Here is a 16,888-nt window from a genome sequence, read left to right on the forward strand (position 1 = left end):
CCCTCCCGGAATTTCTATGAATTGAATACATAGCCCAGGGTGGAATTATGCAGTATTTCTCTCTACGGCTTCCACTTCTTACGTTTCTCGATCAGGTCGGACAAATGATCAAGCAGTTCATCCTCTTTGTAAGGTTTGCCAAGAAATACATCAACGCCCAGATCCTTAGCAATTTTCCGGTGTTTTTCCGCAGTGCGCGACGAAATGATGATCACCGGCATATGCGCCGTTGCGGGATTATCACGTACTTTCTGGATCAATTCAAAACCGTTCATTTTCGGCATTTCCAAATCGATCAGCATGACGTCTGGAATGGTTTCCTGAAGAATGTCGACCGCTTCCGCGCCATTCTTCGCGATCAGCACATCGCAACCTTCGCGTTCCAACAGGCGGCAGGTGACTTTGCGCACGGTCAGCGAATCGTCCACCACCATGACAGCGGGTGGCGCGGCTGTTTTCTTTTTCTTCGCCGGAGTCAGCGCGGTAACCGGTGTACTGAGCACTTGTTGCACATCGCTGCGCTGCATCAATTTCACCGGATTCAGGATCAGAATCACTTCGCCGTCACCGGTAATGGTGGCGCCTTCCACGCCGGGCGCTTGCGCCAGTTGCGCGCCGATATTCTTCGCCACTACTTCGTTGCTGCCGAGCAATTCGTCGACATGTACCGCCAGATGCTGGGTACCACTATGCAGGAACAAGACCTGACTGCGTTTAGCGGTTTCCGGCACAACGCCGGATTCACCCAGCAAATGCGACAGATGTGCAAATGGATAGGTTTTTCCATTGAGGGTAACACAGTGATCCTGGTAAATTTTCTGCAACGTTTCCGCATCGAATTCACATTGCTGTTCGACAATAAAAGCAGGAATCGCATAGGTTTGCTTGCCGGTGCGAACCATCAATGTTTGCGCAACCGATACGGTCAGTGGCAGGTTAATCGTGAAAACCGTTCCCTGATTGGGCGTGGATTCCACGCTGATGCGCCCGCCCAGCATCGTAATCTCATTCTTCACGATATCCAGGCCAATGCCGCGTCCCGCTATTCCCGTCACCGAATCGGTGGTCGACAAGCCGGGCATGAAAATCAGCGACATCACCTTGTCATCGCCAAGCACCGCATCGCTGCGGATCAGACCCAGCTGCTGCGCTTCCTCGCGAATGCGCGGCAAATTCAGGCCGCGGCCATCGTCGCTCAACGTGATGGTCACTTCGTTACCTTCCTGACGCAGCCGGATTTCGACTTGTCCGGTTTCGGATTTGCCGAGCCGCTGTCTTTCCCCCGGCTCTTCGATACCATGGGCGATGGCATTACGCAGCAGATGTTCCAGCGGCGGGTTGATTTTCTCCAGTACATTGCGATCAATTTCAACATCGGCACCGTGAATCTCGAGGCTGGCCTTTTTGCCCAAATCCTCGGCCACTTGCCGGGCGATACGGTAATAACGTTCGGCATAGTTACTGAACGGGATGGTACGGATTTGCAGCAACGATTGCTGCAACTGCCGGTTCATCACCGCTTGCTGCGCAACCGCTTCCTCAGCAGCAATCTGCGTGGTCCGCAAGCTTTTTTGCACGCTGATGATGTCATCGACGCTTTCCGCCATCAGCCGGGTCAATTCCTGGAAGCGCGAGAAGCGGTCAAATTCGAGCGGATCAAATGCCGGTTCGCTTTCCTGTTGATGGACAAGATGCGATTGCATTTGCGTTTCCGCCTGGATTTCCACTTCGCGCAACTGATCGTGCAAGCGATGTGTACTTTCCGTCAAATCCTGCAAGGATTGCTTGAAATTGTTCAGCTGCGCCTCGATTTTTGAGCGCAGAATGCTGGCTTCTCCGGCATCGTTGACGAGGCGGTCAATCAACTCGGAATTGATACGCAGCAATGTTTTGGATTGCAGCAACCCGGTGGCTTCGGCGGGCGGTTGGGCCAGTTCGGCGATCGCCACGGCTGCGGCAGTCAGTGCATCGCTTGCTGGAGTAGCAGCGCTTTCATCGCGCTGAAGCTGTTCAATCTCGCCGCTGATCGCGTCAAATTCACTTTCCAGCTGATCCAGCGCGGCATCGGAAATATTGCGCTCGCGGAAAGCCGTTTCCACATGGCTTTCCATCGCATGAATCAATTCACCCAGTTGCATGGCGCCCGCCATGCGCGCGCTACCTTTCAGGGTATGCAGCAAACGCAGCAATGCATGATGGATATCCTCGTCTTGCGGCAACATGCGCCACGCACGCAGTTTTGCGCCCATGCGCGGAATGATGTCGTGCGTTTCTTCCAGAAATACCGCCAGCAATTCCGGATTGATCCGATCTGCCGGTGCGGCAGCGTGCGGTAACTGTTCCGGCTGAGCCGTCTGAACCGGTTCGTCTGGAACCAGGGGTACTGCAACAGTTTTGACGCGCGTCAGCAGTTCTTGTGCCGCTCGCAGTATTGCGTCCGCATCAACCTCGGCTACGCCGTGTTCGCGTAGATCATCACACCATCCGCCATACGCTTGGCAAGTTTGGTCAACCAAGTCGAGCAGCGGATCGGAAGCGGATCTTTTTTCATTTAACCAAAGATTCAGCACTTGCTCCAGATTCCAGGCCACTTCACTCAGATCATCGAGCCTGACCATGCGGCCGCTGCCTTTCAACGTGTGAAATCCGCGCCGCGCACTCGCCAGCGCTTCTTGATCGATTGGATTGATGCGGCATTTGCGCACATCACCGGCAATACCCGCCAGCACTTCACCCGCTTCTTCCAGGAATATACCGAGCAGCTCGGGATCGATCGCGTCACTCACCGCCGCAGCGGGTGCAGTATCCGCATTTAGCACGGCGGCAGGTTGCGTAGCCGTTTGCAACGGCGGGGTTGCATGGGTTGCATTGGTTGCATTAGCGGCGATCTGGAACAGCTTGATGGCTTCCTCGACAATCTGCTCGCTATCGGGTTGCCCGCTACGCAATGCTTCGATGTAGAAACCCAAGCTGCTCAATCCGTCGACGAGCAGAACTTGTTCGGTTTCGACAATCTCATAACCTGGCTTCGATAGTTTTTCAACCAGACCGTGGCAATGATGCAGCAGCGTATGCGCACGCTCCAGATCCAGCATAACCAAGGTACCGGAGACCTGCTTGAACAAATCCGGCAGCAGCGGCAATTCCGAACGCTGGGCGGGTTCAAAAAAGAATTTATCCAGAATGCTTTCGATGTGCGCCAGATTCGTCAGAATTTCCTGCGCCACCTGCGCCAATAATTCTTGTTCCTGTGTTTTGCCATCCAGCACTTTAAATGTCGGTGCCGGCGGCAATTCGCCGATCTGGATATCGCCCGTCGTAATGCCGTGCAGACGGGAATCAATCACGTCGATCTGGTACGGCAGATCGTCAGGCAGCTTATAGAAATCGTCAATAATGCTTTCAACCAGCAGTAGTGCCGTGGCCATTTCCATCGCCAGCTCTTCACTCGTTTCCTGCGGATGATCGTGCAAGTAGGTCACCGTATCGCCAATGGCATCGATTAATTTCACCAGTGGCGCGCACTCCGTTTGCCGCGCTTGATGGCTGAGCCAGTCAACGTATTCCAATAATGTAACCAGGCTCTCCTGATGCCCGGCACAGAACTCGCGCCAGATATCGTTCGCCTGCATCAACGTATCGCGCAACCTGTCCAATATGGGACGCAACGTTTCCGATTGTTCGAATGTCGGCGTATCCTGATCCTTGGTTTGACCGGGCCAGGTATAGCTGTGCTTGATCGCATTGATGCGCGCGCTGTCCGATTCGCTATGCGCGATGTGGTACAGCAATTCGCGCATTAACATGGACGTGTTACCGGTCGTACCCGCCGCCAAATGGCGGATGGTTTGCTCAATCTTTCCGCACAGACGGCGAACCGGCAAATCGATCTGGCTACTGTCCAGTTGCAGCAAATCTTCCAGAAAACCGGCCGTCACCCACCAGAATGCACGCGCATCGGTAGTTCCCGGAAACGCCTCGATTTTATCCGCCACGGCGGCCATTTGCCGCAAGCCGTCCTGATTCGATGGATCGCGCAGCCACTTCAGCAAACCGGCTTGATACTCGGCACCCAATTGTTTGGCCAGAATCTTGGCGGCAGCCGCGTCGATAGCGGCGGCTTCGGCTTTTAATGCCGGTGCGGCCGCTAAACGGGGAAAAAACAAATCGCTTTCGGGCGCGTTTTCAAAACCGTACACCTGCATCAAACCGCGATACGCCGGGAACAGCCGTAGCGGATTCTCTTCCGCGCCATCGATCAATTCGTTCAAGTAAAACAGCAGCGCCTTGGTGGATTGCTTCAGCGCATCGAATACCGGCGGACTGGGTTCAATTTTCTTACTGATCAGCGCCTCAACCAGTTGCTCCATTTTTCCGGTGACGATGGTAATGCTGGTCAATCCCAGCATCTCGAGCAGACCGTCCAACTGATGAATATAACCGCGGCAATCCTTGATGAGATCTGTCTTGCCGGGATGCTGGCTGTATACCTCCAGATTCTGGTCGATCAATGCAAAGACTTGGTAAATCCCGTCCTTGATCCCGATAATCGAAGCAATATTCAGTTTGGCTTGCGCGCTCATATTTTTGTACCATCAATCGATAGAGAAACCGGCACGGACATCACACCTTGAAGTTGGATACCGATGCTTTCAGTTCGGACGCGAATCCCGCGATCTGTTTGATCGATCCCGTGGTTTTCAGCGTTCCTTGTGTCGTCTGCCGGGTAATATGAAGAATTTCTTCCATATTGGCAACCACCTTATGCGCCGCCCGTGTCTGCGTGTTGGTCACGTCAAAAATATGCGTGACCAGCTGGGCCAGTTGTTTAGATACTTGTTCGATTTCTTCCAGCGCCCGGCCCGCCGCGTCGGAACGTTTCGCGCCTTTCGCCACCCCGAGCGTGCTGCGCTCCATCGCCGCGATGGCATCCTGTGTATCGCCCTGAATGGTGATGATCAATTCGCTGATCTGCTTGCTCGCTTCCGCCGACCGTTCCGCCAAACGCTGCACTTCTTGTGCAATCACGGTAAATCCGTGCCCCGCTTCGCCAGCGGCGGTGGCCTGCAGCGCTGCGTTCAGAGCCAGCACGTTGGTTTGATCGGTGATGTCGGTGATCAACGCGACAATCTCGCCGATCTCCTGCGAGCTTTCGCCGAGACGCTTAATCCGTTTCGAGGTATCTTGGATATGCGTGCGGATTTCGTTCATTCCGGCGATCGACTCACGCACCGCCAGTGTGCCTTTCTCCGCTGCGGCCAATGATTGTTTCGCGACTTTGGCGGATTCTGTGGCCATGTCCGATATGTCACTGATCGATTCCGTCATGCCGACTACCGCCAGAGTGGTTTGTTCGATTCTATCCGTTTGCTGCTGCGCCGCAGTTAACAAACCGGACGAAACTTGCTGCGCCTGATGGGATGCTTTCACCACCAGCGCACCCGCCTGATTGACCTGTTCCACCAGTGTGTGCAATTCCTCGATGGTACTGTTGATGGCGTCAGCAATTGCACCGGTCATATGGTTAGTGATGTCGGTACGCACCGTCAGATCGCCGTCGGCGATTCTTTTCATGTCATCTAACAGTGTCACAATCGCTTTTTGCGCTTTTTCGACTTCATTGCGGTTGGCCAGATCCTGATGATAGGTATTGCGGCGCACCGACCGGATTAACAAGACCAGTGCCAGCACGGCACAGGCAGCCAGGATCATTGCCAGCGTATTCAGCAGCAGCGCGGAATGACTGTTTTGCTGTTGTATTTCATCGTCGAGCGTTGCGGCTTGTTCCTGCATCGCAGCATGGCTGTTCACAATCTCGTCGATTGCGGATTCCATCGTCAGCGCGACAGGAATTTCTTTGCGGATGATATGTAAATGCTCGTCAAATTTTCTCAATTGCGCATACGCATGCGATAACAGATCCTGGATGACTTCATGCTTGCTGGAAATCGCACCAAGACCATGATTGCCTTGACTCAGGGTTTGGATCATCGCGGCAACTTGCGCATGATCCTGCGCCAGTTGCGCAGTGATTTCCGCCAGCGGCGACTCGAGCGGCAGCAGCGTCTTCACATTTTTGGCCACGGTGCGCGCATGTATTTTGATCGTTTCCACGGTACGTATTTCTTGGGACAGATTTCCGGCTTCCGTCATGCGATTGATCAGTTCATCAATACGTCTCGCCAACTGGCTGTGTGCATTATTGACCGCTTTGATGCTGTTGTTGAGCCGTATTAGAGGTTCCTGCTGATTCAGAATCAAATCGATCCTTTGATCTTCCAGTTGCCAGTTTCTGAAATAAGTGTGCAAGCCAGGCGCTAATGAATCATCCGCAACTGCCACGGTTGTGCCGCGATACGAACCGCCTTGCAATAACAGTGAAATGTCATGATTGAATTGCTGGCGGCTATCGCGCAACCGGGTGAAGGCTGTTGCTTCGCCAAACAACGCTTGTTGTAGGGCATTGGCGATATGCGCATGCTGAATTTGCAACTGCGCGGCCAACTCCGGCTGAATCGCATTCTGTCTGGCTTGGCGCACACTGATTGTTAGCGTCATCAACAACAGCACAGTGAAAAACATCACGACGCCACCCAGCACCCAGCTGTTGTTTACCAGCGCAGCATCCTTGGGAATATTTTTCTTTGCGGGCGCCGCAAGCACCGGCAACTTCTTACCTAACGCAACCAAACCGGTTGGCAATCCGAATTTAGAAAAATTGTCTTCCATTGTGTTCTCCAGCTTGAAGTCAGACTTTCTGAATGTCCGTTCTTTTCAAAAATAAACGGCATCAGACAGGGGAAATACCGGACGACAGCTTAACTGCTGGAGTGCTTAATCAAAGACAGGATAAGACCTGTAAAACAATGTTTTTTATGAATCTATAGAACTTTATACCAAAAAATTCAATTGATTGCAGGGCAGAACGAGAACAGCCTGCTCGCGGTGTTTAAAATAAGAACGGATGAATTCATCCGTTCTTTGCAACTGAAAAAGGAAACTAGCGAAACTTTACCTTCGATGTTTGCCGGTTTCTTTACGACGGCGAGCCGCAGCACCGATCAAGCCCAAGCCTGCCAGCAACATGCCATAGGTTTCAGGTTCCGGAACAGGAGATAGCAAAAAGGCATGCCCCTGATCAATACCTAAAAGATGATTGACCGCCGTACCGACAATTTCACCGTGATCGTTGATACCAGCCGCTTCCTTTAGTACCCAGCCAGCGCTGACCAGTGCGGGATCCAGCAAACTGTTCAAGTCGATCAGCACGCTACCATCCCAGAATGTTGCATGCTGCGAGCCGTCCGCCAATTCGCTCCAACCGGTTACTTGCCCCAGACTGTTGAGGGCGAGCGCTTGACTGTTCGGGCCGCCCAATGTACCCAGATCGATTAGGCTGGAACCGTTCCAGAATGTGACATGTTGCTCGAAATCACCGGCGAGATAACTCCACCCGGCAATTTGCCCGCTGGCATTGATAGCCAGCGCACTGCTATCGATGCCGCCGAGCGTGCCAAGATCAGTAGCCGAACCATTGTTGATATTCCATAACGTTGCATGGCTGGCAGTATCCCCGCTGGTAAAACTATTGCCAACGGCGAGTCCGGCGTTGTTGATTCCGAATGCTTCACCCGTTTGCCCGCCGAGCGTGTTCAGCACAGTGGGTGTCGTACTGTTGTCCCAGAGTAACGGTTTAAAGGAACTTTTATCAGCTGCAACCGCAGCTCCGACAATTTGCCCGAGATCGTTAATGCCTTCCCCCACACTCCAGAATTCGTCTTTGCGCCCTGCTAAATCGCCGAGATCGGTTCGCACACCGGCAGCGTTCCAAGTTGAAGAAAAGAACCAGAAGCCACGGTCCGCGAAGCCACCCGTCACCGCGCCTGAAGCGTTAATGCTCCAGCCACGGCTGTCCATACCGCTGGTAGCGTTGGTGGTCATGGTGGTGCCATGCCATATCGTTAGAATCTCGCCGTCATCCCGGGTGGAAGTTCCGCGGCTGTTGTCGCCGGTGATCTGCCCGGCGTTATTGATGGCGAGCGCATTGGACCAAGGTCCGCCTGCGGTGCCTAGATCGTGGAAAACGTAACCAGCCGCATCGGCCCGGTTAATGGCCAGCAACAGAATGCCAGCCGCAATTAAACCGGCATACTTGACGTTGAAATATCGGATCGTTTCAGATTTCATAGTTTTTCCTTTAAAAATTTGGCGTGGAAGAACGCATTTGTCCTTCGCAGTAAACAATAAAAAGCTAGGGAAATTCTGAGAAAAATAACAGCAGTCAGACAAGGCGGAGTCGGGTTAAAAAGCGCAGTTCTCAAGGGGTAAATGAGCATTCCGCACTTGATCTCAACACAGCATGACTGCGCATAGGAGTTCCTCAGAGATCACCTCGTAAAATCTTATTCCCGGGGTTTGCCAGCCGTATTGCGCTGACGGGTCAGCGCGCCGACCAAGCCCAATCCCGCCAGCAACATGGCATAAGTCTCCGGCTCAGGAACCGCCGAGATCACCGAGAGCGTGCCGCTGACACCCAGGCTCTTCACCGCCGCTAATTGACTGGCATAATCGCTGCCACCGGCGAATACGGTGTAATCGCCCGCAGCCAAATGGAAAGTCTGGGTAACCTTATGATCCAGCAAACCATCGCCACCGGGAATGACACCCGTGCCGTAGTCCTGACTGCCATCGTACGCGTGACCGATATAGGTAAGGACACTCGGTGGAACAACCGCCGGATCGGATTCATTGGTAATCCGCCAGTCGTGCAACGCCCTGAATGCACCTTCGGTAACCGCGCCGCCGCTATCCGTGTCACGGATGAATATCGATCCGGCGGAGAAATCGTGATCCGGACCGCCTGGCGAAGCCGGGTCATGCACAAGTCCCGAATAGAGCGAGAAGCCCGGGTTGAGTCCGTTGCGGCCACCCAAGGCAACCGCTTGTTCAAACGAAAGTTGCACATCGGCAGCACCGGTGAGTGTGAACTGATAAACCGATAGCTTGTGCGTATCGCCCCAATCGGCATCGGTACCGTCGATCCAGCCGTAATTGCCGGAAACGCCGCTCAGGATGGTTGCCGTTGCGCCGGTGGAACCATCGAAAACGCCGAAATCATGTGTAAAAATGTGCGCCTTGACAGGCACAGAAACGAATCCCGCGACCAGACCGGCAAGAACCAATGCATAGTTAAGTGAATGTCTCATGAGTCTTCTATCCTTTATATCCTGTGTAAGAGAAAGCTCGCCCTTTTCAGGCAAGACTACGACGATGTATTGAGAATGACTGCTTCCAGTCGTTCGATAGCATGCGCGAGTCCATCTTTCTCTCACAATAGTCCGAGATGACTATTGACTACGAGCGGATTACTGTTGGGGCATGCGGGAAGCGCAATTGATTGGAGTCTCACGGGAAGCATCGAATCACATCCGGACAATCCTAGGAATCGCAATTGGAAGATGGAAAGCGTGTGATTCCCGAAGCAGATGGACGAACAATCAAGCGTGGAAGGATTTATTGAAGTCTGCTGAATTATCGCTGCAAATAATCAACCGAGATTGCTAGGGAAACACAGATTAATTCGGCGAACGAGATGAAGCACGATGCGCACGTAACACAGCAACCGAGACATATCAACAAGATAGGCAAGGGAGCGAGTACCGCGCAACGAAGTGATTCGCTCGTGTAGTCAATTAATCAGCGTTTCCCTAGGATAACTGTTTTATTGACCGGACTTGAGCACGGTGTCGCGAAGTAGTAGCAGGCGGAAATAAGGATGCGGGATTAACGATGACCGGAGCCGGACCAACTTTGGTAATGGCTTGCACGCGATTGAAGACATCCAATTTTCTGAAGATACTTTGCAGGTGGTTTTTCACCGTATAGGCACTGATCTCCAGTATGCAAGCAATTTCAGAATTTGTTTTACCCAATCTGACCCAGTCGAGTATTTCGGTCTCGCGCATGCTCAATCCGTACTTCTTTCTGCTTTGTGGTAAATCTGCCGGAGGGAGGGCTACCTCACGCTGACGGACCAAGGGTGTGATCCGGCGCAAAGCGGTGTCAAGGTAAGGCAGCAGATTCTCCATAACGCTCAGTGCAGCGGCATCGAAACTATCATTTGCACTGAATATTATATAGAGACAATCTCGACCAGCACGCTCGTCACTAACACCGTGCACGAGCAAAGACCGCATGCTGCGGCATACTTCTCCAATGCTGCATAGCGACCTGGAGTCGCCGCATCGAAAATCGCACGCATCAAGACTTTGCCGGTAAGGCGCATTACCGGACGTGATCCATAGGCTATAAAGCTCTCGTTGCAAGGTTAAAAGTCTTTCCGAATGTAGAAAACCCGTTCTGACTCCCGGCAGTACCGAAACAACATCGTATTCAACCGGATTCGCGCCGGGACTCATCCAGACCGCAAGCATGATCTTATGCGGGAGGTAGCGCTGCACATCTCCTTGCAGCCATTTCAATAAGTCATAATGACTGCGCACGGCAATTCCTTCCCGGACAACATTGAAGTAAAGCTCTAAACTTCCGTCAAATACCGAAGGTAAAGCATTCATGTGAAACAATCCGCCAGAGGAGTATCGCTATCAATTCAAGGTAATCCGCAGTTATTGTTTGATGAGGTTGAATGCAGTCACTCGCGGCCGCTTTTCTTTGCTCACTCATCATGTCTTTCAGCAATCCAATAGCCCGCCGACATCGCATCAGGATTACCGCTATAGAGGGGCGAGAATTTCAACCGGATATGATGAGTATTCACGCATTGTTATGCGGGCGTGCCAGCGGCGTCAATGCGGCATATTGTCACAGAATTCCATATGAATAACGGATACTGTCCGCGTGGCAGCTGCCCATTTACAATCGGGTCATGCAGTTTCGAGGGATGAAATGAGGTTTATATTTCCGTGCGTGGAAAACAAGCGGACCTGTGACTTTACAGGCGTACCGGATAGCTGGATTTATAATCCACAAGGCCGCATTTGAAACAGATTTTTAGATTATTTGGAATCACCCAAGAAACAATTTATACGCGGGATTCTTGGTTTCGTCCCAATAGTGGTAACCCAACTGATCAAGAAAAGCCCTGAAGCTGGATTTCTCTTCCGGCGGCACCTGGATGCCGATCAGCACGCGGCCATAGTCAGCGCCGTGATTGCGGTAGTGAAACAGGCTGATATTCCAATTATGGCTCAGGTTGTTCAGGAAATTCATCAATGCGCCGGGACGATCGGGAAATTCGAAGCGGTAGATGATTTCATCCTTAACCGCCTGCGCCCGTCCGCCGACCAAATGGCGCACATGCAGCTTGGCCATCTCGTTGTTGCTCATGTCTTCCGTGGCCAGACCGCTCTGTTTTAACTCTTTGATCAGTTGCTGCGTTTCTTCCTGATTGCGCACCGATACGCCGACAAACACATGCGCGACTTTCGGATCGGCATAACGGTAATTGAATTCGGTAATGCTCTTAGTCCCGAGTAAATTGCAGAATTTCTTGAAACTGCCGGGGTGCTCGGGAATCGCCACCGACATCACCGCCTCGCGCTGCTCGCCGATTTCCGCGCGTTCGGAAATGTGACGCAAGCGATCGAAATTCATATTGGCACCGGATGCGATCGCGACCAGCGTTTTATGCAGGATTTTCTCGCGCGCGACATACGTTTTGATACCGGCAATCGACAGCGCGCCGGAAGGTTCCAGAATCGTGCGCGTATCTTCGAACACATCCTTGACTGCCGCGCAAATGGCGTCGGTATCGACCAGAATCACTTCGTCGACCAGTTCGCGGCACAAGCGGAAGGTTTCCTTACCGACATGCCGCACCGCCACGCCATCGGCAAACAAGCCCACTTGCGCCAGTTTGACCCGGCGACCGCTTTGCAGCGAGCGGTACATGGCATCGGCGTCGACCGGCTCAACCCCAATGATTTTGATTTTCGGATATAGCCGTTTTACATACGCCGCAATCCCGGCGATCAGCCCGCCGCCGCCGATCGGCACAAAAATGGCATGAATCGGCCCGGTATGCTGGCGCAGGATTTCCATGCCGACGGTCCCTTGCCCGGCGATCACATCCGGATCATCGTACGGATGTACAAACGTGGCTTGTTCTTCCTCAGCCAGCTGGATCGCATGCTCATACGCATCGTTATACGAATCGCCATGCAAAGCGACCGTAGCGCCATGTCCCATGACAGCATTCACCTTGATTTGCGGCGTGGTCACCGGCATCACGATGGTAGCGGAACAATTGAGCCTTTTGGCAGCCAGCGCCACGCCTTGCGCATGATTACCGGCAGAAGCGGCAATCACGCCGCGATTGCGCACCGCGGGCGCTAACTTGATCATTTTGTTATACGCACCGCGCAACTTGAAAGAAAAAACCTGCTGCAAATCCTCCCGTTTCAACAACACCTGATTATGAATGCGCCCGGATAAATTGGCAGCAAGCTCCAGCGGACTCTCGATCGCCACATCGTAAACCTGTGCGGTTAGTATTCTTTCAAGGTAATTGTTTTTCATGGTGGGAAGTATTAAATCCAGGCGAATTTTTTAATCAAGAAACGCGACGGGATTTTAGCATGATCGAGAGTTACATGATCTTTGTTGAAGTTATCGGTAGCATCTAAGTTTGAATTCTGAATTTTTATATTTCTATTTGCATCATTAAATGTTTACATTTATTTACCGATGAATTTACAATTAATCCATACAACCTTTACGTATAATACGTCAAATGTCAATTAATGAATCCACTCGAATCCTACTGAAGCTAGTTTCTGATAACGGAAAAAATGTTTCCAGCAGACTTGCCAGTGCCTTAGGTATATCACGTCAGGCTGCAAGCACAAGATTGCGGACTGCCGCTTCGACAGGATTAATTACGAAACAGGGTGCCGGTAGGGGTATTGAATATGCGCTTGCTGAGCTAAGCCGCTCTCACAGAGAATATGGTAGGGAAGGTTTATGCGAGGATAGAGTTTGGTCATCGCTATTCCTGCCATTGGTGACAGACTTGCCTCAAAATGTACGCGATATCTGGAATTATGGTTTTACCGAAATGGTAAACAATGCGATTGACCATTCCGCCGCCAATAAAATCTCAGTCTGGATAGTTAGGAATGCTTTATATACCCAAGCTTGGGTCGCCGATGACGGCGAAGGTATCTTCAATAAAATTCAGAAAGCGCTTAATCTGTATGATCCGCGCGAAGCAATATTAGAACTGGCAAAGGGAAAATTCACTACGGATCCGGCGCATCATTCGGGAGAAGGGATATTCTTTTCCAGCAAAGTATTTGATCTTTTTGATATTCGATCCGGGAATCTTTATTTTATGCATGAAGATGGATTAAACGATGTATTGATCGAGCGCCCCAAAAATGCACCGGGTACGCTGGTAGTCATGCAATTGATGAATGACTGCACCCGCACGACAAAAGAAATTTTTGATAAATTCGCGTCGCCTGAAGAATACACATTCGCCAAAACAATTGTTCCTGTTCGATTAGGCCAATACGAGGGTGAGAAACTCGTATCCAGATCACAGGCTAAAAGACTTATATTCCGCTTTGAGAAATTCAAGACTGTCTTCCTTGACTTCACGGGGGTGGAAGAAATTGGGCAAGCCTTCTCTGATGAGGTATTCCGAGTGTTTCAGAATACTCATAAAGACACTAAGCTAGTACCGGTCAACATGACACCCGCCGTGAAAGATATGGTATCGCGAGCGAAGTCAGGATAATGTTTCATATCCGCATCCCAATATAGACACGGTACACAAATAGCAGAATTGTCACTTTTGCATAATGCGTTTGATTTCACTGCGAATGAGGCATATTTCAATCTAAAATACCTAGCAAATCTTTCCATGCATCCAATGCTTCCAGTATCTGCTGAGCGCTATCATCAGTTTCATGCGCTTTCCGCAATACCGCAATCTGCGCAGAAAATTCAGCAAAAGTCATATTCCCATCGCTTTGCGTCAAACGTTGCAAGCGCATCTGCTCCCATCGCTCCATCTCTTCCGGCGTCAAGGTTTCCGGCCAGTTACGTGCACGGTAGCGGAACAGCAGTTCGGGCAAGCGCTGATCATGAAAATCAAAGCGCATTTTGGCCAGTTGTTTTGGTGAAGCGCGCCGGATCTGAGCTAATGACCCAGCATCCGCGTTGTCCAGAAAGCCGTCATACAAGGCCACGTCGACATCACCGGAAGACTCGAACGTGCGGCTGGTATACGCAGTGGCCACGCGCTGAAAGAAATCAGGTACTGCACACAGGGTTTGCCAGTGGCGATAACACGCATCCAGATCGAGCGCGATGCGTTCGGCGGCCTCATGATCCAGCGTATTGCGCGGCGCCAGCGCCGGGCATTTGTTGATTTTTATCGATTTGACCGGCAACCGCTGCGTGCCTTCCGGCAAATCATCGTTACGGGTAAACAGCAATTGACTCAGTTCGTCTGCATCAAGCGATAAAAACATTTCCGGATCGTGGCGCAAGTCATACACCAGTACGCTGTTGTTGTTTCCCAGTTCGGTGATGAGCGGCATGACCAGCGATGTGCAGCCGGTTTTAGCCGGATACATGCGCGTGGTGTGCAACACCGGGTTGTGTGTGATCAGATCAAGCTGTGCTGCCGCCTTGCGTTTATCGCGCAGTTGCAGCAGCCAGTCGTACAAGCGCGGTTGCTGCGTGCGCAGCAGGCGTGCCAAGGCAATGGTAGCGCGCACATCGGACAAAGCATCGTGTGCGGATTCGTGCACGATGCCGTTGGCGGCCACCAAATGCTCCAGCTTGAAGCTCGGCTGACCTTCTTCATGTTGTGGCCAGACGATGCCATTCGGACGCAACGCATACGTCATGCGCACCAGATCGATGATGTCCCAGCGCGAATTGCCTTGCTGCCACTCGCGCGCATACGGATCGTAGAAATTACGATACAGCGTGAAGCGCGTGACTTCATCATCGAAACGCAGCGAGTTATAGCCGACACCGCAGGTGCCGGGTTGCGCAAACTGCGCGTGAATGCGCGCAATGAATTCGGGTTCCAACAGTCCACGTTCGTCGGCAAGCTGCGGCGTAATTCCGGTGAGCAGGCAAGCTTCCGGATGCGGCAGGTAATCGCGCGCCGGTTTGCAATAAATTACCAATGGCTCACCGATTTCGTTCAGCGCTTCATCGGTGCGCACGCCAGCAAATTGCGCGGGCCGGTCGCGCCTGGGATCGGCGCCGAAAGTTTCATAGTCATGCCAGTAGAATGTGGTAGCCATGGGTGTGGGTGGATTTAGATGATGGTGCCGGTAAAAAACTGGTTCGTTGCGCAATTATAGTGGTATCTTACGCAAAAAATTTCAAACCTAATCACAAGGATGACACAACATGGCAACAAAACTCATCAGTTCTGGCTCTACATTTGAGAAGGAAATCGGCTATTCACGCGCTGTGGTCGCGGATAACTGGATTCTGGTATCCGGCACAACCGGTTTCGATTACAGCAAGATGACCATTTCCGATGATTTATCGGAGCAAGCGGAGCAATGCTTCAAAAATATCGAAGCAGCATTGCAGCAAGCGGGTTCAAGCATGAAAGAGGTGGTGCGAGTTACATATGTATTTCCCGAGGCGGAGGATTTCGAAAAATGCTGGCCTGTGATGCGCAAGTACCTGGGTGATGTCAGACCATCCGCCATGATGCTGACTGCGGGGCTATCCGATCCACGCATGAAAATCGAAATTCAGGTAACGGCGTATCGCAGCACCGGAGCTTAATGACATTTGTATTTCCTGATCGAAAAAAATAAAAAGGAGCTCTCGAATGAACGAGCGCTCCTTTTTACAGCTTATTTCCGATTAAACGTTTTGTTGTCTGCGGCGAGCGGCAAAACCCAGCAATCCTAAACCAGCGATCAGCATGGCATAGGTTTCAGGTTCCGGAACAGCACCGATGACGAGATCCTGACTGAGAGTCCAATCTTGCTGCACCAGACTTGCAGTGCCGAAAGAACCGTCACTGAAGAAAACGCTAACGCTTGCATGAGCTAAACTGCTTGGACCGCCGAGTGTAGAACCGGTCACAACCGGTGGCACTACGGTTTCAATCAAATCGATATCCAAACCGCTAAAATTAAAACTGGCACCGCTGCCAACAGTCAGACCACCCCATGTTTCGGTTGAGTACCAGTTACCGGTCAGGAAATTTGAATGTGTGCCTGTGCTGCTATTGATTTCCCAAATCGCAATACCATCGGCCTGTGTGCCCAAATCGTAAACGACTTGGACAATGTCAATGCCTACACTTGATGTATTGACCACCGTTCCAGATTGAATATAATCACCGCCATTCAGATGAATCGTGGCAGTACCTAATGACATCGCGTTATTTGAAAATAAGGCTGCCATTGCAACAAAAGCTAAGTGATGTAATTTCATTTTTATGATCCCCATATTTATAATAAGCAGTAGACAATGAACCTCACCCCAGGAAATAAGACACCTCATTAAATACTGCTTGTCTTTTAGTTTCCACGACGTGTAGCAGAATCCGGCAACTCTGGATCCGTTCACTCTCGTAATGAATTAAATCGCAGACAATACAGAAGAAGCTATTTCTTTCAATATCTTACAAATAAATCCCTTCTTCCTGTGTATATTCGCATACACACCGGTAGGCTAACTCCTCACACCACTTATGGAAATGGGAAATCACTACCTTTTTCCCAGTACAGCTGTTCTATATTTCATTTCCAAGAATTAGTACAACCGTACTAGATATCAATTGTAAGAATCCCTAGCGTTGTTTACAGTATTCAGGAGAATACTGTAGATGAAGATACACAAACGCACTCGCTTAACATTATTGGATCGTCAGGAA

10 protein-coding genes are annotated in these 16,888 nt (G+C 51.3%); 2 read left to right on the forward strand and 8 right to left on the reverse strand.

Features of this window, described 5'->3' with window-relative positions; translation table 11 throughout:
* Positions 1-62: 62 nt before the first annotated feature.
* The 6 genes from BLU57_RS04120 to ilvA form a co-directional block, all read right to left on the reverse strand.
* Complete coding sequence (locus BLU57_RS04120) at positions 63-4,583, reverse strand: hybrid sensor histidine kinase/response regulator (RefSeq protein WP_090316603.1); 4,521 nt, start codon at positions 4,581-4,583, stop codon at positions 63-65.
* A gap of 40 nt (positions 4,584-4,623) precedes the next feature.
* Positions 4,624-6,729 carry a methyl-accepting chemotaxis protein gene (locus tag BLU57_RS04125; RefSeq protein WP_090316606.1) on the reverse strand — a complete coding sequence of 702 codons (2,106 nt, stop codon included), beginning with the start codon at positions 6,727-6,729 and terminating at the stop codon, positions 4,624-4,626.
* Between the two features lie 282 nt (positions 6,730-7,011).
* Positions 7,012-8,187, reverse strand: coding sequence for a PEP-CTERM sorting domain-containing protein (locus BLU57_RS04130; RefSeq protein ID WP_090316666.1), 1,176 nt, complete (start codon positions 8,185-8,187; stop codon positions 7,012-7,014).
* Positions 8,188-8,402: 215 nt separating this feature from the next.
* On the reverse strand, positions 8,403-9,206 hold the full coding sequence (locus BLU57_RS04135; protein WP_090316611.1) for an FxDxF family PEP-CTERM protein: 804 nt from the start codon (positions 9,204-9,206) through the stop codon (positions 8,403-8,405).
* 501 nt (positions 9,207-9,707) lie between these two features.
* Positions 9,708-10,574: an XrtB/PEP-CTERM-associated transcriptional regulator EpsA gene (gene epsA / locus BLU57_RS04140; protein ID WP_090316614.1), complete on the reverse strand. Its 867-nt coding sequence runs from the start codon at positions 10,572-10,574 to the stop codon at positions 9,708-9,710.
* Between the two features lie 451 nt (positions 10,575-11,025).
* The gene (gene ilvA / locus BLU57_RS04145; RefSeq protein ID WP_090316619.1) at positions 11,026-12,537 is read right to left on the reverse strand and encodes a threonine ammonia-lyase, biosynthetic; all 1,512 of its coding nucleotides are present in this window, start codon (positions 12,535-12,537) and stop codon (positions 11,026-11,028) included.
* Between the two features lie 214 nt (positions 12,538-12,751).
* Here ilvA and BLU57_RS04150 point away from each other — a divergent pair, with 214 nt between their 5' ends.
* Positions 12,752-13,759, forward strand: a complete 1,008-nt coding sequence (locus BLU57_RS04150) for an STAS-like domain-containing protein (protein WP_090316624.1) — start codon at positions 12,752-12,754, stop codon at positions 13,757-13,759.
* A gap of 97 nt (positions 13,760-13,856) precedes the next feature.
* Here the strand turns inward: BLU57_RS04150 and sbcB are convergent, their stop codons facing one another.
* Complete coding sequence (gene sbcB / locus BLU57_RS04155) at positions 13,857-15,287, reverse strand: exodeoxyribonuclease I (RefSeq protein ID WP_090316627.1); 1,431 nt, start codon at positions 15,285-15,287, stop codon at positions 13,857-13,859.
* Positions 15,288-15,396: 109 nt separating this feature from the next.
* Here sbcB and BLU57_RS04160 point away from each other — a divergent pair, with 109 nt between their 5' ends.
* Entirely contained in the window at positions 15,397-15,786 is a 390-nt protein-coding gene (locus BLU57_RS04160) for a RidA family protein (RefSeq protein ID WP_090316630.1), read from the forward strand.
* A gap of 81 nt (positions 15,787-15,867) precedes the next feature.
* Here BLU57_RS04160 and BLU57_RS04165 read toward each other — a convergent pair whose 3' ends face one another.
* Positions 15,868-16,446 carry a PEPxxWA-CTERM sorting domain-containing protein gene (locus tag BLU57_RS04165; RefSeq protein WP_176776357.1) on the reverse strand — a complete coding sequence of 193 codons (579 nt, stop codon included), beginning with the start codon at positions 16,444-16,446 and terminating at the stop codon, positions 15,868-15,870.
* Positions 16,447-16,888: the final 442 nt, after the last annotated feature.

Origin of the sequence: Nitrosomonas oligotropha, from assembly GCF_900106555.1 — a bacterium.
GTDB lineage: Bacteria > Pseudomonadota > Gammaproteobacteria > Burkholderiales > Nitrosomonadaceae > Nitrosomonas > Nitrosomonas oligotropha_A.